Genomic DNA, 19075 nt, shown 5'->3' with positions numbered 1-19075 from the left:
GCGCGGATGAAGGATCTGGGACCCGTGGCCTGGCCGCCCGAGCCGATCAGGACCGAGAGGCTCGTGCTCCGCGAGTCCGAGGCCAGGGACCGTGCGGCGTTCATCGAGCTGCACGCCTCGCCGGAGGTGCACACCTACCTCGGCGGCCCCCGCCCGCGTGACGAGCTCGAACGGGAGATGCCCGAGGTGCCCGCGCGGTGGCCCGGGAGTTTCGTCGTCGATCTCGACGGGGCGATGATCGGTCAGATCCTGCTCAGGAGGGCAACGGGGCACCGTCGCCCGGCCGCCGCGGGAAAGGCCGATCTCGGCTACCTGTTCCTGCCGCGGGCGTGGGGGTACGGGTACGCCGCCGAGGCGTGCGCGGCGGCTCTCGGCTGGCTCGCCGACACGCTTCCCGGTGAGCCGGTGGTGCTCGCCACCCAGACCGCCAACGTCGGCTCGATGCGTCTCGCCGCGAAGCTGGGGTTCACCGAGGTGGAGCGGTTCGACGCCTGGGGTGCCGAGCAGTGGCTCGGCAGACGGTCCCCGGTCGCGCCGTCCGGCTGAGTCTGCGACGGAACCGGTCGAGCGCATTCGTGAGGAGACGAGCGGCATCGACCCGCTACCCCTCCGGGACGACGAGACCGTCTGGTCGGCAGTGGGCGACGAGGTCGCCACAGGCCGGCGCTTCCAGGGCGGCAGCCCGGGAGCCCGCTCACTCCACGGGTGACCGCCGACCGACGTCATCCACGCACCGCACGGTCTGCACGGCGCACAGGCCGCCTTCCTGCGGACCGGTCCCCTCATCGGAAGCGGCGTCTAAGCGGGCGTGTCGGGGGCGGGTGGCAGGGGGTCGGAGACGAAGGATCCCCGGGCGCGGACGGTCACGACGAGTCCCCTGTCCCGCAGGATGTCCAGAGCGCGGCGGACCGTGCCCGGACCGACTTTGTGCTCGTGCGTCATGGTCAGTTCGCCCGGCAGCCGCGTGCCCGGCGGGTACTCACCGGAACGGATCTTCCGCTCGATGATCGCGGCGAGCTGTTCATAGACGTACTGCGGTGAATCGGGGCTGATCTTGTCCACCCGTTGACCGTATGCCGCTACCTTCCACCGCGCATTACTTAGTACTACTACCAACCACTACCTACTACTACCGTCTGCGCGGTACAGTCCCGGGAACGAAGACGCCCCGGCGGGAAGGTGGAAGCTTCCGCGCCGGGGCTGAGCCGACTGACAAGGAGTCGACCTGTGCGCAGCCTACTGGCCGCGATCCTGAGCCTTTTCCTGCCGCCTCGCGGAGCGCACCGCGCCCTCGACCCGTTCCCGTTCCCGTTCGCGGTCGTCTCCGCGCAGCGGCCCGCCCACGCGCGTCGGACGCGGCCCTGCCCCGCGGACGTGATCCTCGTCGACGGTCTGCCCCTGGTACGGCCGTACCTCGCCGCCCCGGGCCAGGACCGCGTCCCGGCGGAGGCCGCCGCGTGAGCGCGCGGCGCTTCCGCAGCCTCGGCGTCGACCCCGCCACCGGCAGGGAGGCGTTCGCGGACGCGCGCCCCGGCGGTGTACTGGAGGAGCTGGCCGACACACACGCCCTGAAGGCCGCCGCCGTGCTGGTGACGGTCGTCGGCGCCGTACTGGAGGGAGGCAGGTCGTCGGACACCGAACTCGCCGCCTTCGTACCGTCGCTGCACGCGGCGCTGGAGGAATGCGTGGGCATCATGGCGGCGGACAGGGAACGCTGACGCAGCGGGGCAGCCGGGCGTCAGGTCGCCTGGCGCACGTCCAGGAAGGCGGCGCGCAACTCGGAGTCGCGGAGGAGGTCCAGGGTGTCCTCCTCCCCGGCGAACAGGGCGTCGGCCGCCGGGTGGCCGGACTGGTGGAACATGGCGGCCAGTACGTCGACGAGGGGGCGGTTCCAGGCGACCCGGACGATCTCGGTCGCCTTGTCGTCCTGCCCCTTGTCCATGGCTGTGCGCCACAGTTCGATCGCGTGCCTGGCCGTGGCGTAGGCGTCGACCCTGCCCTTGACCAGGACCGCCCTGGCGTTGAGGCCGAACACCTCGATACAGGCCCGGCCCCGGTCGGTCAGGCCCCGGTACGTTCCGGACGGGAGTACCAGCCGGAGGTGCGTCAGGGGGTCCTCGGTCGTCGGGTCCACGAGCAGGGGGCTGCCGTCGGGTGTGGTGGGGAAGAGGTTCCGCTTCTGGTTGCTGTTGCAGAACGAGCAGGCGAGCAGGTGGTTGAACCAGTCGAAGGTGCGCAACGGGGCGAGGCTCTTCGGCTCGAAGTGGTCGATGTCGGTGCCCTGGCCGTCACCGCAGTACATGCAGCGTTCGTGCCCCGGAGCCATGGCCGCCAGCGCCTCCAGGAGCGCGGGGCGGACGCGTCGGCGGCTCTCCCAGAGTTCCTTCGCCTTCTTCTTGCGTTCCTCCGCCGTGGACTGCTCCTCGATGTCGTCCGTGTAGTCCTTCAGCCGCTGGACGGTGGCCGGCGGCAGGACGCCACGCCGGAGCCGGATCACTCCTCCTCGTCCTTCCCACCGTCGGCGATCTCCTCCGCCAGCCGGTTGAGGTGGGCGTTCATCTCGTCCAGGCGGGCCGTCGGCGAACTGGCGAGCCGCTCCTTGAGTTCGCGGTAGCGGACGAGCGACTCGGGGGAGGCGCCACCGTCGTAGATCTCCGCCTCCAGCTCCACGAACTCGGCCCGCACCTGCTCGGCCCGCTCCGAGTAGGGCGTGTCGAGACCGAACAGGTCGGAGAGGACGGCGTCGTCGCCGCTGCCGTACACCACCCGGTCGTAGAGGTCCTGGTCGATGACCTCGGGCGGTCGTGCCTCGTCGACGCCCGGCAGCCGGATCAGGCCGCCGGGGTCCGCGGCCTGGCAGATGTAGGGGCTGTGGGTCGTGACGATGAACTGGATGCGGGGGAAGTGGGCGGTCAGCCAGGGGCCGATCCGGCGCTGCCAGGAGACGTGCAGGTGGGCGTCGATCTCGTCGATGATGACGACGCCGGGCGTCGTCAGCGTCATCAGACCGTCGCCGAGCTGCAGGAGGTCGGACTCCCACAGGTCGGCCCCGAAGGCGTCGTGCAACTGCTTGAGGATGTCGACGACGAGGGCCGCCACGGTACGGAACCCGTCGCTCATCTCGCGCAGCGGGAAACGGCTGCCGTGGCGCTCGACCCACAGCCCGTCGGAGTCGACGTCGACGATGCGGTACCCGTCCGGCAGCAGTCCGTCTCCGAGCAGCGCCAGCGCGAACCGCTTCAACACGGCGGCACCCGGACGGTTCTCGAGCGCGCGCAGATGCTGCTCGATCAGCCAGGCGACCCCTTCGGCGAGCGAGGCGTCCTCGTGGAAGAGGCTCGCGTGCCTGGCCACGGGGCCGGACGTCAGCATCAGCCGCTGCACCTCGCCTGAGCCGCCGGCCATCCGCCGGAACGGCCCGTACGCCGCGCTGAACCAGCCCGCCGGGTTGTCCGCCCAGGGGCCGCGGCGGGCGATGCTGGTCTGAGCCCGGGTGTACCTGATCTCGTTCAGCCCGGGCAGCACACCTCTGCGGACGGGAACCCGGCCGGCCGTCCCGTCGCGGGGCGTGGTCCAGCGGAGCCCGGCCCTGAACGCGCCTGCGGGCGGGCGGCCCTGGGTGAACCGGTCGTGTTGCGCGTCGCGGACGATCTCGACCTCGACCTGCCCCGCGGTGCTGTGCTCCGTCACCCAGTTCTCGAACGCCGGCACCAGGCTCCGGGCCACCGCGGGGCCGCTGAGCGCCAGCGCCGTGGCCCGCAGCAACGTCGTCTTGCCCGAGCCGTTGCGGCCCGCGAGGACCGTCCACCCGGCGTGGCTGCCGTCGGGGCGCGTCAGGGTGAGGTCGACCTCGCGGGGGCCGTGGAAGGACTTGATGTCCTGCACGGTGATCCGGCTGACGTACATGGGCGTCGGCATCCGTTCGTTCGGGTATCGGGGCCGATCCTAGGGCCGTGGGCCGCGTGTGGGTGGTGGCGGATGCGTGCGTGCCACGGTCCGGCCGGTCCGCCGTGCGGGTCGTACGGCCGCCTTCTGGCGCCGGTGGTGCGGCGCCATCACCCGGAAGAGGGGCGAAGAACAGCGGCGGACGGGGAGCGCTGACGTGGCGGGACCGCCGGGCACCGGAGCGACTCCGGCGCCCGGCGGTCCCCGGACGGCAAGAAGAGCGGCGTGCGGCTGTCGCTCAGAGGGTCAGGTTCTCCGTGAACCGACGCGCCGTCTCCGCCAGTACCTCCCGTCCGTCCCGCGCCCACAGGGCGTCGTTGAAGAGTTCCACCTCGATGGCGCCGGTGTAGCCGGCCGTCTCCACGTGTCCCTGCCACTCGCGCATGTCGATCGCGCCGTCGCCGATCTGACCGCGGCCGTTGAGGACGCCCTCGGGCAACGGGGTCGTCCAGTCGGCCAGTTGGAAGGTGTGGATGCGGCCGGACGCGCCGGCCCGGGCGATCTGGGCGGGGGCCTGGTCGTCCCACCAGATGTGGTACGTGTCGACCGTGACGCCCACCTGGTGGGCGGGGAAGCGTTCCGCGATGTCCAGGGCCTGGGTGAGCGTCGAGACGACGCAGCGGTCGGAGGCGTACATGGGGTGGAGGGGCTCGATGGCCAGTTTCACCCCGTGGTCCTCGGCGTAGGGGCCGAGTTCCGCCAGCGCGTCCGCGATGCGTTCCCGGGCTCCGTGCAGGTCCTTGGAGCCGGGCGGGAGGCCGCCCGAGACCAGGACCAGCACCTCGGTGCCCAGGGTCGCGGCCTCGTCGATCGCCCGGCGGTTGTCGGCCAGGGCCGCCGTGCGCCCGTCCGGGTCGACGGCCGTGAGGAAGCCGCCGCGGCACAGCGTCGTCACCGTCAGGCCGGCGTCGCGGACCAGCTTGGCCGTCTCCTCCAGGCCGTACGCCCGGACCGGTTCGCGCCACAGGCCGACGTTGCCGACGCCCAGGTCGGCGCAGGCCGCCACCAGTTCGGGCAGCGACAGCTGCTTGACGGTCATCTGGTTGATGCTGAAGCGCTCGAGGCCGGTCACTGGGTCACCCCGTACAGGGCTAGCAGGTTCCTCATGCGTTCCTCGGCCAGCTTCGGGTCGGGGAACAGGCCCAGTCCGTCGGCGAGTTCGTAGGCGCGGGCGAAGTGGGGCAGCGAGCGGGCGGACTGGAGGCCGCCGACCATCGTGAAGTGCGACTGGTGGCCGGCCAGCCAGGCCAGGAAGACCACGCCCGTCTTGTAGAAGCGGGTCGGGGTCTGGAAAAGGTGGCGGGAGAGGTCGACCGTGGGGTCCAGCAGGGAGCGGAAGCCGCTCACGTCGCCGGTGTCCAGGACGCGGACCGCCTCCGCCGCCAGCGGGCCCAGCGGGTCGAAGATGCCGAGCAGGGCGTGGCTGAAGCCCTGCTCGTCGCCCGCGATCAGCTCGGGGTAGTTGAAGTCGTCGCCGGTGTAGCAGCGGACGCCGTCCGGCAGGCGGCGGCGCAGGTCGACCTCGCGCCGGGCGTCCAGCAGGGAGACCTTGATGCCGTCCACCTTGTCCGGGTGGGCGGCGATGACCTGGAGGAACACCTCGGTCGCCGCGTCCAGGTCGGAGGAGCCCCAGTAGCCCTCCAGCGCCGGGTCGAACATCGGGCCCAGCCAGTGCAGGATCACCGGCTCGGCGGACTGGCGCAGGAGGTGGCCGTAGACGTCGAGGTAGTCCTCGGGGCCGTCGGCGGCCGCGGCCAGGGCGCGGGAGGCCATCAGGATGGCCTGGGCGCCGCAGGCCTCGACGAGGGCGAGCTGCTCCTCGTAGGCCGCGCGGACCTCGGCCAGGGACGCCGGGCCGGTGAGCTGGTCGGTGCCGACACCGCAGGCGATCAGGCCGCCGACGGCCTCGGCCTCGGCGGCGGAGCGGCGGATCAGCTCGGCCGCGCCCGCCCAGTCCAGGCCCATGCCGCGCTGGGCGGTGTCCATCGCCTCGGCGACGCCGAGCCCGTGGGACCACAGGTGGCGGCGGAAGGCGAGGGTGGCGTCCCAGTCGACGGCGGCGGGAGAGTCGGGGGAGACGTCGGCGTACGGGTCCGCGACGACGTGCGCCGCGGAGAAGACCGTACGGGAGGTGAAGGCGCTGCCGGTGGTGACGGCGAGGGGTTCCGTGCGGGGTTCGTAGGTCCGCAGGGTCCCCCCGGAGTCGGGGAGTCGGATGGTCACAGCGCGATCTCCGGGACGTCGAGGCGGCGGCCCTCGGCGGAGGACCTCAGGCCCAGCTCGGCGAGCTGGACGCCGCGGGCTCCGGCCAGGAGGTCCCAGTGGTAGGGGGCGTCGGCGTAGACGTGCTTGAGGAACAGTTCCCACTGGGCCTTGAACCCGTTGTCGAAGTCGCCGTTGTCGGGGACCTCCTGCCACTGGTCGCGGAAGACCTCGGTGGCCGGGATGTCGGGGTTCCAGACCGGCTTGGGGGTGGCGGAGCGGTGCTGGACGCGGCAGTTGCGCAGGCCGGCGACGGCCGAGCCCTCGGTGCCGTCGACCTGGAACTCCACCAGTTCGTCGCGGTTGACGCGGACCGTCCAGGAGGAGTTGATCTGGGCGATGGCGCCGCCGTCGAGTTCGAAGATGCCGTAGGCGGCGTCGTCGGCCGTCGCGTCGTAGGGCTTGCCGTTCTCGTCCCAGCGCTGCGGGACGTGGGTGGTGGCGATGGCCTGGACGGACTTCACGCGTCCGAACAGCTCGTGCAGGACGTACTCCCAGTGCGGGAACATGTCGACGACGATGCCGCCGCCGTCCTCGGCGCGGTAGTTCCACGAGGGGCGCTGGGCGTCCTGCCAGTCGCCCTCGAAGACCCAGTAGCCGAACTCGCCGCGCACGGACAGGATCCGGCCGAAGAAGCCGCCGTCGATGAGGCGCTTCAGCTTCAGCAGGCCCGGCAGGAACAGCTTGTCCTGGACGACGCCGTGCTTGATGCCTGCGGCGCCGGCCAGCCGGGCCAGTTCCAGGGCGCCGTCGAGGCCGGTGGCGGTGGGCTTCTCGGTGTAGACGTGCTTGCCGGCGGCGATCGCCTTGCGGATCGCCTCCTCGCGGGCGGAGGTGACCTGGGCGTCGAAGTAGATGTCGACGGTCGGGTCGGCGAGGACCGCGTCGAGGTCCGTCGAGACGTGCTCCAGGCCGTGCTTCTCGGCAAGCGCGTTCAGTACGTGTTCCCGGCGTCCGACCAGGATCGGCTCCGGCCACAGCACGGTGCCGTCGCCGAGGTCGAGGCCGCCCTGCTCGCGCAGGGCCAGGATGGAGCGGACCAGGTGCTGGCGGTAACCCATGCGCCCGGTCACGCCGTTCATGGCGATACGCACCGTCTTGCGTGTCACGTCGGTCCCTTCTTAGGCGTTGTACGCGGCGTCGTGCGCGGCGGTGCCCGCAGCGTCGCGCGCGTCTCGTACGCGGGTGTGCGCGCCGCGTACGCCTTGGCACTGATCAGCGTCACAGCAAGCGCTTTCTATACAGGAAGAAGCTAGCCTCTGACCGGTGGTCCGGACAAGAGCGTGTCCGCCCCGAGTTGTTCGAGGGGGCGAACAACTCGGGTGCGGGGCCGTAAGGTCTGCTCGACACGCCCGGAACCAGGCACGCGAGTCCGCTGTCTACCAGGGCGAACGACGACGTACGACGAGATGCGTGACCGGAGGACGACGAGATGACGGTGACCCTGGCGGACGTGGCGGCCCGCGCGCAGGTCTCGCCCGCGACGGTGTCGCGCGTACTGAACGGGAACTATCCCGTGGCCGCGTCGACCCGGGAACGGGTCCTGCGGGCCGTGGACGAGCTGGACTACGTGCTCAACGGTCCCGCGAGCGCGCTCGCCGCGGCCACCTCCGACCTGGTGGGCATCCTGGTCAACGACATCGCCGACCCCTTCTTCGGCATCATGGCGAGCGCGATCCAGGGCGAGATCGGCGGGCCCGGCGGGCGCGCCGGCGGCGAACGGCTCGCGGTGGTCTGCAACACCGGGGGCACGCCCGAGCGCGAGCTGACCTACCTGACGCTGTTGCAGCGGCAGCGGGCCGCGGCCGTCGTGCTGACCGGCGGGGCCATGGAGGACGGGCCGCACGCCGCAGCGGTGGCGGCGAAGCTGCGCAGGCTGACCGAGGCCGGCACCCGGGTCGTGCTGTGCGGGCGGCCGCCCGCACCCGACACCGGGGCGATCGCGCTCACCTTCGACAACCGCGGCGGCGGCCGGGAACTCACCGAACACCTCATCGGTCTGGGGCACCGGCGGCTCGGCTACATCGCGGGCCCGGAGGAACGCACCACCACCCGGCACCGGCTGGAGGGCCACCGGGCGGCACTGGCCGCGGCCGGCATCGAGGAGGACCCCCGCTGGACGGTCCACGGCCGCTACGACCGGCGGGCGGGCTACGAGGCCACGCTGGAACTGCTGCGGCGGGACCCGGCGCTGACCGCCGTGGTCGCGGCGAACGACTCCGTCGCGCTCGGCGCGTGCGCGGCCCTGCGGGAGTCCGGCCTGCGCATCCCGGAGGACGTGTCCGTGGCCGGCTTCGACGACCTGCCCTTCAGCATCGACGTGGTGCCCGCGCTCACGACGGTACGGCTGCCGCTGGCCGAGGCGGGGGCGCGGGCGGGCCGGATCGCCATGGGGCGGGAGGAACCACCGCCCGGGGGGATCGCCGTGGTGCGGGGGGAGTTGATGGTGCGGGGATCCTCGGGAGTACCGCGGGGCTGAGGGGACTGGAGGGGGCGGGGCCGTGGGAGTGGGGCCGAGGGGGCCCGGGGCGCAGCGGTCGTAGCCGGGGCTGTTCGCGAGTAGGGTCCGAGGGTATGAAGCTCGCCTTCTCCACCCTCGGAGTGCCCGGTCTTCCGATCCCCGACGTGCTGCGGCTCGCGACCACGCACGGATACCACGGTGTCGAACTGCGCGCCCATCCCGAGGAGCCCGTGCATCCGGGCCTCGGCCCGGCCGAACGGACCGAGGCGGCCGCCGGGTTCAGGGCGGCCGGGGTCGAGGTGCTCGGGATCGCGGGGTACGCGCGCGTGGCCGCTCCGGGGGACGACGGGCCGGTGCTCGACGAGATCCGGGCGCTCGTCGCACTCGCCCGCGACCTCGGCGCCCCCTACGTCCGTGTCTTCCCCGGCGGCGCCGACGGGCAGGACCCGGCCGAGGCGGACGCCGTCGCCGCCGGGCGGCTGGGCACCGCCGCCGAGTACGCCGCCGACCTCGGCGTGCGCATCCTGCTGGAGACGCACGACTCGCACCGCACCGGCGCCGCCGCGATGCGTGTCCTCGGCCTGGTCGGACACCGGCAGGTGGGCGCGGTGTGGGACGTGATGCACACCTGGCTGGGCGGCGAGCAGCCGCAGGAAACCTACGCCGCGCTCTCGCCGTATCTCGGATACGTGCAGGTCAAGGACATCGCCTCCGCCGAGGACACCAACCCGTTGGCGCTGGGCGCCGGCGTGCTGCCCCTCGCCGAGTGCGTGGAGGTCCTGTCCCGGCACGGCTGGGACGGCTGGCTGTGCTGGGAGTACGAGAAGCGGTGGTACGACGCCGCCGAGCCGCTGGCCGGGCTGCTGGACGCCGGACGGGAGCACCTGGCGAGGCTGCTCAACGAGTCGGCGTGAGGGCCGCGGACGGATGGCGGGAGGGGGAGGTCCCCGCCCGGCCGGCGGGCCGGTAAACGACTGGCGGGCCGGCGCGGGCGCGGGTTAGCCTCCGCGCCGTGTACCGACCCGTAACGCAGCCCGTGGTGCGGCCCGCCGCCCCCTCGACGTCATGAGTCTCGGCCGGACCTTCCTCGACGTCCGACCTCTGCGCACCTCCCCCGTCTTCCGGCGGCTGCTGATCGGGCGCACCGTCTCCACGCTCGGTGGCTTCATGACCATGGTCACCGTCATGTACCAGGTGTGGGACACGACCCACAGTTCGGTGTGGAGCGGTGCGGTCGGGCTGGCGCAGGCGCTGCCGATGGTCGGCGTGGGGCTGTTCGCCGGCGCCTGGGTCGACCGCGCCGACCGGCGCCGCGTCTATCTGATCGCCACCGTCGGCCAGGCCCTCTGCTCGCTGCTGCTCGCCGTGCAGGGCTTCACCGGGCACGTGCCCGTGGTGCTGGTCCTGGCGCTGGTCGCGGCGCAGGCCTCGTTCGGAGCGGTCGGGGGTCCCGCGGCCGGTGTGTTCGTGCCGCGGCTGCTGCCCAGGGACCAGGTGGCCGCGGGGCTCGCGCTGAACCAGGCGAGCGGACAGTCGATGATGCTGCTCGGCCCGGCCGTCGCCGGTGTGGTGCTCGGCTGGTGGGGCATCGGCGTCTGCTACCTGCTGGACGCCCTCAGTTTCGGGCTGGCCTTCTACGGCGCGTTCGGCCTGCCGGCGCTGCCGCCCGAGGGCGGGAAGTCCCGGCCCGGACTGCACGGCGTGCTGGACGGACTGCGGTTCCTGACCGGCCACCGGGTGGTGCGCGGCGCCCTGCTGACGGACCTGGCCGCGACCGTACTGGCGATGCCGGTCAGCCTCTTCCCGCTGGTCAACGCCGAACGCTTCGGCGACGACCCGCGCACACTGGGCCTGTTCCTGTCCGCGCTCGCCGTCGGCGGTGTCACCGCGACCGCCTTCTCCGGGCCGGTGACCCGGCTGGCGCGGCCGGGGCCGGTGATGCTGTGCTCCTCCGCCCTGTGGGGCGGGTCCCTCGCCCTGTTCGGCCTGACGACCAGTGCCTGGGCGGGACTCGGGGTGCTGGTGGTGGCCGGTGCGGCGGACGCCGTGGCCGTCCTGTCCCGTACGACCATCGTCCAGACCCGTACGCCCGACGCGCTCCTGGGCCGGGTGACGGCTGCCGAGACGGTCGTCGGGCAGGCGGGCCCACATCTGGGCAACCTGCGCGGTGGCATCGCCGCCGGCTGGTCCTCGGGCGCCACCGCCCTGGTCACGGGCGGCCTGATGTGCCTCCTGGCGGTGACGGCGGTGGCCGCCGCGACGCCGGAGCTGCGGGGCGGGGCGGGGGCGTGGGACCCGCAGGACACGGGGGCGCAGGACACCGAGCCGGAGGGCGCGGGGGCGGAGAAGCCCGGGTCCGGGTCCGCGCCCGTGGACGGGGCGGCGGGGCCCCGGACGGCGGGGACCGACGGTTCCACGACGGCTGCCCCGGCCGGACCGTGAACCCCGCGTCGCCGTTCCCGCACCGTTCCAGCACCGCGGGCCACGGGCCGTGGCCCGCGTCCGGGTCCGGGCGTACCAGCGCGCCTTCGAGGACCGGCCCCTCCATGGTGAACGTCACCCGGCGATGTCCTTCCTCAACCGCGCGAACGCCTCGTGGAAACCGGGGAAGGTCTTGCGGACGCAGTCCGGGTCGTCGAACGATATTCCGGGTGTGCGCAGGCCGGTCACCGCGAAGGACATGACGATGCGATGGTCGCCGTGGGAGGTGATCTCGGCGCTCCCGGGCGCGGCACCGGGGCGGATCTCGATCCAGTCGGGGCCCGTCGCCACGTCCACGCCCAGCCGGCGGAGGTTCTGCGCGCACGCCTCCAGGCGGTCGCACTCCTTCACGCGCGTGTTGGCCACGTCCTCGATGCGGACCGGGCCGGAGGCGTAGGGGGCGATCGCGGCGAGGGTCGGCATGGTGTCGGAGACGTCCCGCATGTTCACGGTGAGGCCGCGGAGTTCGCCGGTGCCGCGCACGGTCGTCCGGTCCGCCCCGACCGTGACCCGCGCGCCCATCGCGCGCAGGACGTCCACGAAGCCCAGGTCGCCCTGGAGCGCGCCCGCGCCGAGCCCCGGCACGGTCACCTCGGCGCCCGGCGTCACCGCGGCCGCCGCGAAGAAGTAGCTCGCCGTCGACGCGTCCGGCTCGATCGCGTACGTCGTCGCCCGGTAGCCGCCCGGCGGGACGACGTACGTGTCGCCCTCGCGGTCCACCTCCACGCCGAACGCCCGCATCATCGCGAGCGTGATCTCCACGTACGGCGCCGAGACCAGGTCGGTGACCGTGACGCGCAGGCCGGTGCGGGTGAGCGGGCCGAGCAGCAGCAGGGCGGTCAGGTACTGGGAGGACTGGCCGGCGTCCAGGACGACGTCCCCGCCCTCCACCCCCGCCGCGGCGACGGTCAGCGGGTGATGGCCCTCCGCCTCCTCGTGCCGCAGGTCCACGCCCAGGTCGCGCAGGGCGCGGGTCAGCGGCAGCAGGGGCCTGCGGCGCATCTGGGGGGAGGCGTCGAAGCGGTAGGTGCCGTGGCCGGCGGCGGCCAGGGTGGGCAGGAAGCGGGCGGTGGTGGCGCCGTCCCGGCAGTAGACGTCGGCCTCGCGGACCGCGGGGCCCTGCGGGCGGCCGTCGACCTGCCAGGCGTCCGGGGTGCGGCCGACGCGGTAGCCGAGCCGCACGAGGCCCTCGGCGAATCCCTCGGTGTCGTCCGACCGCAGGGGCCGCCGGAGGGTGGTGACCCCGTCGGCGGCCGCGGCGAGGAACAGGGCGCGGGCGGTGATGGACTTGGAACCGGGAATGTCGACAAGGGCCATGCCCCGCATGATCCCGCCGGGGGTCGGTCGGGGGTGGGGTTGTCCAATGGGTGGACGGGGTGTCCATTCGGTGGGCGGGGGCTGCCTCCGCGGGGTCGGCGGGTGCGGGTGGACGGAGTGTCCATTCGGTGGGCGGCGGCTGCCTCCGCGGGGTCGGCGGGTGCGGGTGGACGGGGTGTCCATTCGGTGGGCGGGGGCTGGGCGCGCAGTTCCCCGCGCCCCTGGGGGTTACGCGAGCGGGGTTTCATCCATCGCCCGCGCCCGGTGCCCCCGGGTGGGTGTGGTGAGCGGGGTTTCGTCCGTCCGTTGCCGGGGCTCGGTGTTCTTGGCCGGCGGGGTCAGGGAGGTCAGGGCCACTCCGCCCACCAGGAGGGCCGCCGCGCACCAGCGCAGGCCGCTGACGGGTTCGTTCAGGAAGACGGCCGCCGAGGTCATGCCGAAGACCGGGACGAGGAGCGAGAAGGGGGCCACCGTGGACGCCGGGTGGCGGTGGAGCAGCCAGCCCCAGGCGCCGAAGCCGAACACCGTCGCGATCCAGGCGACGTAGACGATCGTGCCGGCGCCCCGCCAGTCCAGGGCCCGCAGTGCGGCCAGGTCGCCGGAGGGGCCCTCGGTCAGGAGGGAGAGGGCCAGGAGCGGCAGGACCGGGACCGTGCTGACCCAGACCATGAAGTTCAGCGCGTCCGGCGGGGACGCCTTGCGGGTGAGGACGTTCGAGGCGCCCCAGCAGGCCGCCGCCGCGACGACCAGCGCGAACGCGCCGAGGGGGCCCGAGGCGCCCTCGTCCGCCGCGGCCACGCCGATGCCCGCGAGGGCCACCGCCATGCCCAGCAGGCGGACGGGGGTGGGGCGTTCGCCGAGGAACGCGAAGGCGATGCCCGCCGTGAACACCGACTGGATCTGGAGGACCAGGGAGGACAGTCCGGCCGGCATTCCCGCGTCCATGCCGACGAAGAGGAGCCCGAACTTGGCCGCCCCCAGCACCAGTCCCACCGCCACGATCCACTTCCACGCCACCTTCGGGCGGCCCACGAGGAACACCGCGGGCAGGGCCGCGACCAGGAAGCGCAGGGCCGAGAAGAGCAAGGGCGGGAAGTGGCCGAGGCCGATCTCGATGACGGTGAAGTTCACCCCCCAGACGGCGGCGACGAGAACGGCGAGGAGGAGGTGGGCTGGACGCATGCGTCGAGGATCACCCGACCCGACCGTGAAGCACCAGCGATGATTGCTGCACGGTCGGATGTAGCAGAACTGATGAAAGGGAGGGGCCGGTGCTCGATCTCCAGCGGCTGCGCGCCCTGCACGCGGTCGCGGTCCACGGCACCGTCGGGGCCGCCGCCACCGCGCTCGGCTACACCCCGTCGGCCGTCTCCCAGCAGATCGCCAAGCTGGAACGGGAGACCAGGACGGTCCTCCTCGAACGCGAGGGCCGGGGCGTCCGGCTCACCGACGACGCCCATCAACTCGTGCATGTAGCAAGCGAGTTGCTGGCGATCGTGGAGCGGGCGGAGACCGAGCTGGAGGAACGCCGGGGGGTGCCGGCGGGCCGGCTGAGCGTGGCCGCCTTCGCGTCGGCGGCCCGCGGCCTGATGCCCCCGGTCCTCGCCGACCTCGCCCGTCGGCACCCGGCCCTGGACGCCCGTCTCACCGAGGTCGACCCGCATCTGTCGGTGGACCTCGTCGCCAAGGGCGCCGTCGACCTCGCCGTCGCGCACGACTGGGACATCGCCCCGCTGCCCGCCCCCGCGGGCGTCGAGCAGGCGGTGATCGGCGACGACCTGTGCGACCTGCTGGTCCCCGCGGGCCATCCCCTGGCGGGGCGGACGGGCGTACGGCGCGAGGAGCTGGGCGGCGAGCGGTGGATCTGCCAGCCGCCGGGCCGGGTCTGCCACGACTGGCTGGTCCGTACCCTGCGCGCGGCCGGGCACGAGCCGGACATCGTCCACCAGGCCGAGGAGAACCCGACTCTGGTCGCCCTGGTGGCCGCCGGGCTGGGCGTGGCCCTCATCCCACGTCTCGGCCGCGGCACCCTGCCACCGGGCGTGGTCGAGGTCCCCCTGGACCCGGTGCCGGTACGCCGCCTGTACGCCCTGTGGCGCACCGGCGCGGCCCGCCGCCCGGCGATCGCGGAGACGGTACGGGCGCTGGGGGACCACTGGCCGGGGGTGGCGGCGGTCCACCGGGGGACCTGAACCGGAGACGCCCTCAGGACGCCCCGTCCAGGGGCGGGGAACCACGCACACGGCTGCCGGCGGCCGGCGCCCGCCCCGCCCGACACCGCTTCCGCCCGCCGGACGTGGGAGGGGAACCTCTCTCGCCCCCGGCTCGTCCGAACTCCGGCTGCCGGACGGGTCACCTCGGTGCGGTGCCGGCCCCGCCGCCGGTCGCGATCGCCGCCCCCCTCCGCCGCGCCGAGGCCGGCAGCAGCCGTCATCGGCGCGCTCCCTCCGTTGCGCCGATGGCGGCCCCTCCGTCGGCACCGTGCGCGTTCCCTTGACTGGCGGAAACTTCCCGGTTACTGCTGGCGCGACGGAAGTTTCCTTCAGCGGATCACTGGACCACAGCACCACAGGACTGCAGGACCGCAGGACCGCAGGACCGCAGGACCGCAGGACCATCCCCGGATCGCCTCCGGAAGGAGCGCACGTGCCCTCCAGACGTACCGTCCTGGCCGCCGGTGCCGGCCTCACCACCGCACTCGCCACCGCACTCCCCCTCGGCGGCACCGCGCACGCCGACACCGCGCACGCCCACACCGACCGCCGCCTGCGCGCGCTGATCTCCCGCATGTCGCTGGAGGAGAAGGTCGGCCAGGTCTTCGTCACACGGGTGTACGGCCACTCGGCGACCGACCCCGACCCGGCCGACGCCGACGCCAACCTCGCCGAACTCGGTGTGCGCACCGCCGCCGAGCTGATCGCCCGTTACCGCGTGGGCGGGATCATCTACTTCACGTGGGCGCACAACACCCGCGACCCGCTCCGGATCGCGGACCTGTCCAACGGCATCCAGCGGGCGTCCCTCGGCCTGCCGCGCGGGCTGCCGGTGCTGATCTCCACGGACCAGGAACACGGCATCGTCGCGCGCGTGGGCAGGCCGGCCACCCTGTTCCCGGGCGCGATGGCGATCGGCGCCGGAGGGTCGCGGTCCGACGCCCGCACCCTGGGCCGTGTCGCGGGCGCCGAGCTGCGGGCGATGGGCGTCCGGCAGGACTACTCCCCCGTCGCCGACGTGAACGTCGATCCGGCCAACCCGGTCATCGGCGTCCGCTCGTTCGGCGCGGACCCGGAGGCGGTGGCGGAGCTGGCCGCGGCGGAGATCCGCGGCTACCGGGCGGCCGGGGTGGCGGCGACCGCCAAGCACTTCCCCGGGCACGGCGACACCGCCGTCGACAGCCACTACGGCTTCCCCGTCATCACGCACACGCGCGAGGTGTGGGAGGCGCTGGACGCGGTGCCGTTCCGGGCGGCGATCGCGGCCGGCGTCGACTCGATCATGACCGCCCACATCCTGGTCCCGGCCCTGGACGACTCGGGCGACCCCGCCACCCTCTCGCGGCCCGTTGTGACCGGCCTGCTGCGCGAACACCTCGGCTACGACGGGGTCGTGGTCACCGACGCGCTCGACATGGCGGGCGTGCGGACGAAGTACGGGGACGACCGGGTGCCGGTGCTCGCGCTGAAGGCGGGCGTCGACCAGCTCCTCAACCCGCCGGAGCTGGACGTCGCCTGGAACGCCGTGCTGCGGGCCGTGCGGGACGGGGAACTGACGGAGGCGCGGCTGGAGGAGTCGGTCCTGCGGATCCTGCGGCTGAAGGACCGCCTCGGCCTGCTCACCGACCCGTACGTCGACCGGGACCGGGTGGAGCGGACGGTGGGCACGAAGGCACACCTCGCGACGGCCGACCGGATCGCCGGGCGGACGACGACCCTGCTGGTCAACGAGGGTCCCGTGCTGCCGCTGTCGCCGCGCACGCACCGGCGGCTGCTGGTCGTGGGCGCCGACCCGGCGTCCCCCTCGGGCACCACGGGACCGCCCACCGGGGTCCTCGCCGCCGCCCTCACCGAACGGGGGTTCACGGCGACGGCGCTGTCCACGGGCACGGCCCCGTCCGCGGCGACGATCGCGCGTGCGGTGACGGCGGCGGGCGAGGCGGACGCGGTGGTGGTGGCGACGTACAACGTCACCGCGACGAGCACGCAGAAGACGCTCGTCGAGCAGCTTCTGGCCACCGGGCGCCCGGTGGTCGCGGTGGCGGTCCGCAATCCGTACGACGTGGCCCAGCTGCCTTCCGTGAAGGCGTACTTGGCGTCCTACTCGTGGACCGACGTCGAACTGCGGGCCGCCGCACGGGTGATCGCGGGAGCGCTGGAGCCGCAGGGTCGGCTGCCGGTGCCGGTGCTGCGCGCGGACGACCCGACGCGGGTGCTGTACCCGATCGGACACGGCCTCACCCACTGACACGGCCCACGGGACGAAAAGGGATGAAACGGCACGACGGCCGGCCGGCGGGGAAGCCGGCCGGCCGTCGTGGCCGGGTCGAACGTCGGGCCGAGCGGGGCCTACGGGCGCAGCGCCGGCTCGCGCTCCACGTCCCGTACGTCCAGCTTGGCGTCGAACTTGGCCAGCGGCCTGGCCGCGGCGGCGTTCTCCTGGACGGCGGCCGGGGCGACGCCCGCCCAGTCCAGGATGCGGGCGGTGGCGAGGGCCTTCTCGTCGGCGACGAGGCCGGCCACGTTCGCGCCGTGGTTCAGGCCGGGTGCGGTGAGGACGTAGGAGTCCTTCGCGCCCTTGCCGAGGCGGAACCGCTCGGCGCCCCACGGGTCGTTCTGGCCGTAGACGAACAGCATGTGGCGGGCGTTGTGCTTCACCCACGTGTCGACGTCACGCATCGCCCACGGCTGGAACCTCATGGAGATGTCCCGGGGGACGAAGTTGCGCGGGGGCTGGTAGCCGTAGCGGACGTACTTCTTCTCGATGTGCGGGAAGTGGATGGTGGGCGCGCCGAGTTGGGTGCCCGCCTGGTAGTAGTACGGGGTGTAGGGCGACAGGCCCTGGTCGGTGTAGAAGGAGAAGCCGGAGATCGTGTCGATCGAGGTCCAGATCTCGTCGTCGGTGGCGTTCTTCGCGTCGGCGGGGATCGTGTCGCAGTCGGGCAGCAGGCTGTACTGCCAGAAGCCCCAGACGTAGTCGAGGACGACGGCCTCGTAGGCGCGGTCCAGGCTGCCGATGGTGGTGAAGGTGTAGCCGTTCTCGGCGGCGTAGGCCTCGTACTTCTTCTCCAGCGCCTCGCGGCGCACCAGGGCCTCGCGCTGCACGGCGTTCAGGCGGTCGCGGCACTCCTTGGTGCCGACGGTCGCGAAGAAGCGGTCGTAGGCGGAGTCCTCGTCGTTCACCACGTCGTTGGGGGCGACGTACGCGACGACGCCGTCCATGTCACGCGGGTAGAAGCGCTCGTAGTAGGTGGCCGTCATGCCGCCCTTGGAGCCGCCCGTGGAGATCCAGTTCTGCGGGTAGACCGCCTTCAGCGCCCGGAAGATGCGGTGCTGGTCGCTCGCGGCCTGCCAGATGTCCAGCTTGGACCAGTCGGCGGGGTCGGGGCGGGAGGGGGTGAAGAAGCGGTACTCCATGGAGACCTGGTTGCCGTCCACGATCTGGGTGGGCTCGCGGCGGCTGGGGTTGGTGGAGACGCCGTAGCCGCCGGTGTAGAAGACCGTCGGGCGGCTGACGTCCTTGTGCAGCACGGTGATCCGCTGCTGGAAGGTGCCCTTGGAGGGGTGCCGGTGGTCCACCGGCTGGGTGTAGTTCAGGACGAAGTAGCGGTAGCCGGGGTACGGCTTCTCCTGGACCAGGCTCATGCCGGGTACGGAGAGGAGCCGGTCTTTGATGTCCGCTTCCGGCTCGGCAGCGGTAGCTGCCCCGGCCGTGGTCAGCGTGCCGATGAGCACGGTGAACGCCAGCAGCCATCTGAGCGCCTTGCGCATGCGCGTGCACCCTCCCTGTGAGACAGATGTGCGCCGGAAGCTATCGGAGCAACACCCGTCACACCAGAGGGGATTGGCAAGTGGTACGCATATCGGCCGGGATGTGACGGCAGGAAGGCGCCGGTCAGCCGGTGCCGGGGCGGGTCAGCACAGGATCCAGCCGGAGGTGTACGTCGCGCTGCCCACCGAGCCCGACACCCGTACGCAGCGGTGTCCGGCGTAGACCTCCACCGGCGGTGAACTGCGGGCGTGCTTGCGCGACTTGCGCACGGTCACATGGCCGCGCGCCTGCACGCCGACCGACACCGCCCGCTTCGTGCCGGGGTGCTTCTGCACGGTCACGGCGCAGACCCGGCCGCCGTTCTTGTAGACGAGGACGGAGCCGGTGGAGAACGGCAGCATCCGCACCTGGCGGCCCGCGCAGGCGGCGGGCGCGGCCTGGGCGCTGCCCGGCGCCGCCACCGCGAACAGCAGGGACGCGGTCAGCACGGCCAGCCCCGCCCCCAGCCGTCGGCGTATCGCACCACTGTCCACGGTCGTCGGCCCCTCCCACGTCTGCCGTACGCATGAACGTACGCACGGCCGTACGGGTGTACGGACGCAGGGCGCGTGCCGGATGGTTGCG

General features: G+C 73.1%; 18 protein-coding genes. 8 read left to right on the top strand and 10 right to left on the bottom strand.

Going from position 1 to position 19075, the window contains the following annotated elements; all coding sequences use genetic code 11:
- Positions 1 to 6: 6 nt before the first annotated feature.
- Complete coding sequence (locus ACIP5W_RS12475) at positions 7 to 546, top strand: GNAT family N-acetyltransferase (protein WP_401470827.1); 540 nt, start codon at positions 7 to 9, stop codon at positions 544 to 546.
- Positions 547 to 798: 252 nt separating this feature from the next.
- Here the strand turns inward: ACIP5W_RS12475 and ACIP5W_RS12470 are convergent, their stop codons facing one another.
- Positions 799 to 1062 carry a GntR family transcriptional regulator gene (locus ACIP5W_RS12470; protein ID WP_401470824.1) on the bottom strand — a complete coding sequence of 88 codons (264 nt, stop codon included), beginning with the start codon at positions 1060 to 1062 and terminating at the stop codon, positions 799 to 801.
- A gap of 165 nt (positions 1063 to 1227) precedes the next feature.
- On the opposite strand from ACIP5W_RS12470, the gene ACIP5W_RS12465 reads away from it, so the two are divergent.
- Together ACIP5W_RS12465 and ACIP5W_RS12460 are read left to right on the top strand one after the other, a co-directional pair.
- A complete protein-coding gene (locus ACIP5W_RS12465) occupies positions 1228 to 1461 on the top strand; it encodes a hypothetical protein (RefSeq protein WP_401470821.1) in 234 nt (77 codons plus the stop codon).
- A complete protein-coding gene (locus ACIP5W_RS12460) occupies positions 1458 to 1718 on the top strand; it encodes a hypothetical protein (RefSeq protein ID WP_401470819.1) in 261 nt (86 codons plus the stop codon). The genes ACIP5W_RS12465 and ACIP5W_RS12460 overlap by 4 nt, the downstream gene beginning before the upstream one ends.
- Positions 1719 to 1738: 20 nt before the next feature.
- Here the strand turns inward: ACIP5W_RS12460 and ACIP5W_RS12455 are convergent, their stop codons facing one another.
- The 5 genes from ACIP5W_RS12455 to ACIP5W_RS12435 all read right to left on the bottom strand — a co-directional run bounded on the left by ACIP5W_RS12455 (position 1739) and on the right by ACIP5W_RS12435 (position 7316).
- A complete protein-coding gene (locus tag ACIP5W_RS12455) occupies positions 1739 to 2497 on the bottom strand; it encodes an HNH endonuclease (protein WP_401470816.1) in 759 nt (252 codons plus the stop codon).
- A complete protein-coding gene (locus ACIP5W_RS12450) occupies positions 2494 to 3918 on the bottom strand; it encodes an AAA family ATPase (RefSeq protein WP_401470813.1) in 1425 nt (474 codons plus the stop codon). Before ACIP5W_RS12450 ends, ACIP5W_RS12455 begins: the two co-directional genes overlap by 4 nt.
- A 265-nt stretch (positions 3919 to 4183) precedes the next feature.
- Complete coding sequence (locus ACIP5W_RS12445) at positions 4184 to 5017, bottom strand: sugar phosphate isomerase/epimerase family protein (RefSeq protein ID WP_401470810.1); 834 nt, start codon at positions 5015 to 5017, stop codon at positions 4184 to 4186.
- A complete protein-coding gene (locus ACIP5W_RS12440; RefSeq protein WP_401470807.1) occupies positions 5014 to 6168 on the bottom strand; it encodes a dihydrodipicolinate synthase family protein in 1155 nt (384 codons plus the stop codon). The genes ACIP5W_RS12445 and ACIP5W_RS12440 overlap by 4 nt, the downstream gene beginning before the upstream one ends.
- Positions 6165 to 7316, bottom strand: coding sequence for a Gfo/Idh/MocA family oxidoreductase (locus ACIP5W_RS12435; RefSeq protein ID WP_366059287.1), 1152 nt, complete (start codon positions 7314 to 7316; stop codon positions 6165 to 6167). The genes ACIP5W_RS12440 and ACIP5W_RS12435 overlap by 4 nt, the downstream gene beginning before the upstream one ends.
- Before the next feature lie 323 nt (positions 7317 to 7639).
- Between ACIP5W_RS12435 and ACIP5W_RS12430 the strand changes: the two genes are divergently transcribed.
- From ACIP5W_RS12430 to ACIP5W_RS12420, 3 genes are all read left to right on the top strand, one after another.
- Positions 7640 to 8686, top strand: a complete 1047-nt coding sequence (locus tag ACIP5W_RS12430) for a LacI family DNA-binding transcriptional regulator (protein ID WP_401470803.1) — start codon at positions 7640 to 7642, stop codon at positions 8684 to 8686.
- Between the two features lie 95 nt (positions 8687 to 8781).
- Complete coding sequence (locus tag ACIP5W_RS12425) at positions 8782 to 9582, top strand: sugar phosphate isomerase/epimerase family protein (RefSeq protein ID WP_401470800.1); 801 nt, start codon at positions 8782 to 8784, stop codon at positions 9580 to 9582.
- Positions 9583 to 9733: 151 nt separating this feature from the next.
- Positions 9734 to 11110 carry an MFS transporter gene (locus ACIP5W_RS12420; RefSeq protein WP_401470797.1) on the top strand — a complete coding sequence of 459 codons (1377 nt, stop codon included), beginning with the start codon at positions 9734 to 9736 and terminating at the stop codon, positions 11108 to 11110.
- A gap of 114 nt (positions 11111 to 11224) precedes the next feature.
- Here the strand turns inward: ACIP5W_RS12420 and aroA are convergent, their stop codons facing one another.
- Positions 11225 to 12466: a 3-phosphoshikimate 1-carboxyvinyltransferase gene (gene aroA, locus ACIP5W_RS12415; protein WP_401470794.1), complete on the bottom strand. Its 1242-nt coding sequence runs from the start codon at positions 12464 to 12466 to the stop codon at positions 11225 to 11227.
- A 228-nt stretch (positions 12467 to 12694) separates the two neighbouring features.
- A complete protein-coding gene (locus tag ACIP5W_RS12410) occupies positions 12695 to 13648 on the bottom strand; it encodes an EamA family transporter (RefSeq protein ID WP_401470791.1) in 954 nt (317 codons plus the stop codon).
- A gap of 89 nt (positions 13649 to 13737) precedes the next feature.
- Between ACIP5W_RS12410 and ACIP5W_RS12405 the strand changes: the two genes are divergently transcribed.
- Complete coding sequence (locus ACIP5W_RS12405; protein WP_401470788.1) at positions 13738 to 14658, top strand: LysR family transcriptional regulator; 921 nt, start codon at positions 13738 to 13740, stop codon at positions 14656 to 14658.
- Between the two features lie 454 nt (positions 14659 to 15112).
- A complete protein-coding gene (locus ACIP5W_RS12400) occupies positions 15113 to 16927 on the top strand; it encodes a glycoside hydrolase family 3 protein (protein WP_401470785.1) in 1815 nt (604 codons plus the stop codon).
- Positions 16928 to 17028: 101 nt separating this feature from the next.
- Here the strand turns inward: ACIP5W_RS12400 and ACIP5W_RS12395 are convergent, their stop codons facing one another.
- Together ACIP5W_RS12395 and ACIP5W_RS12390 are read right to left on the bottom strand one after the other, a co-directional pair.
- A complete protein-coding gene (locus ACIP5W_RS12395; protein WP_401470782.1) occupies positions 17029 to 18450 on the bottom strand; it encodes a S28 family serine protease in 1422 nt (473 codons plus the stop codon).
- Between the two features lie 144 nt (positions 18451 to 18594).
- A complete protein-coding gene (locus tag ACIP5W_RS12390; protein WP_401470779.1) occupies positions 18595 to 18984 on the bottom strand; it encodes a hypothetical protein in 390 nt (129 codons plus the stop codon).
- Positions 18985 to 19075: the final 91 nt, after the last annotated feature.

It is taken from the genome of Streptomyces sp. NPDC088766, from assembly GCF_044750845.1.
In the GTDB taxonomy this organism is placed as follows: Bacteria; Actinomycetota; Actinomycetes; order Streptomycetales; family Streptomycetaceae; genus Streptomyces.
Note: the sequence above shows the minus strand (reverse complement) of the source record. Positions and strands in the feature narration are given on the sequence as shown.

Coding starts and splice junctions, on each gene's coding strand:
- ACIP5W_RS12420 (WP_401470797.1), top strand. CDS start 9,734: ATGAGTCTCGGCCGGACCTTCCTCGACGTCCGACCTCTGCGCACCTCC.
- aroA (WP_401470794.1), bottom strand. CDS start 12,466: ATGGCCCTTGTCGACATTCCCGGTTCCAAGTCCATCACCGCCCGCGCC.
- ACIP5W_RS12475 (WP_401470827.1), top strand. CDS start 7: ATGAAGGATCTGGGACCCGTGGCCTGGCCGCCCGAGCCGATCAGGACC.
- ACIP5W_RS12450 (WP_401470813.1), bottom strand. CDS start 3,918: ATGCCGACGCCCATGTACGTCAGCCGGATCACCGTGCAGGACATCAAG.
- ACIP5W_RS12430 (WP_401470803.1), top strand. CDS start 7,640: ATGACGGTGACCCTGGCGGACGTGGCGGCCCGCGCGCAGGTCTCGCCC.
- ACIP5W_RS12395 (WP_401470782.1), bottom strand. CDS start 18,450: ATGCGCAAGGCGCTCAGATGGCTGCTGGCGTTCACCGTGCTCATCGGC.
- ACIP5W_RS12410 (WP_401470791.1), bottom strand. CDS start 13,648: ATGCGTCCAGCCCACCTCCTCCTCGCCGTTCTCGTCGCCGCCGTCTGG.
- ACIP5W_RS12425 (WP_401470800.1), top strand. CDS start 8,782: ATGAAGCTCGCCTTCTCCACCCTCGGAGTGCCCGGTCTTCCGATCCCC.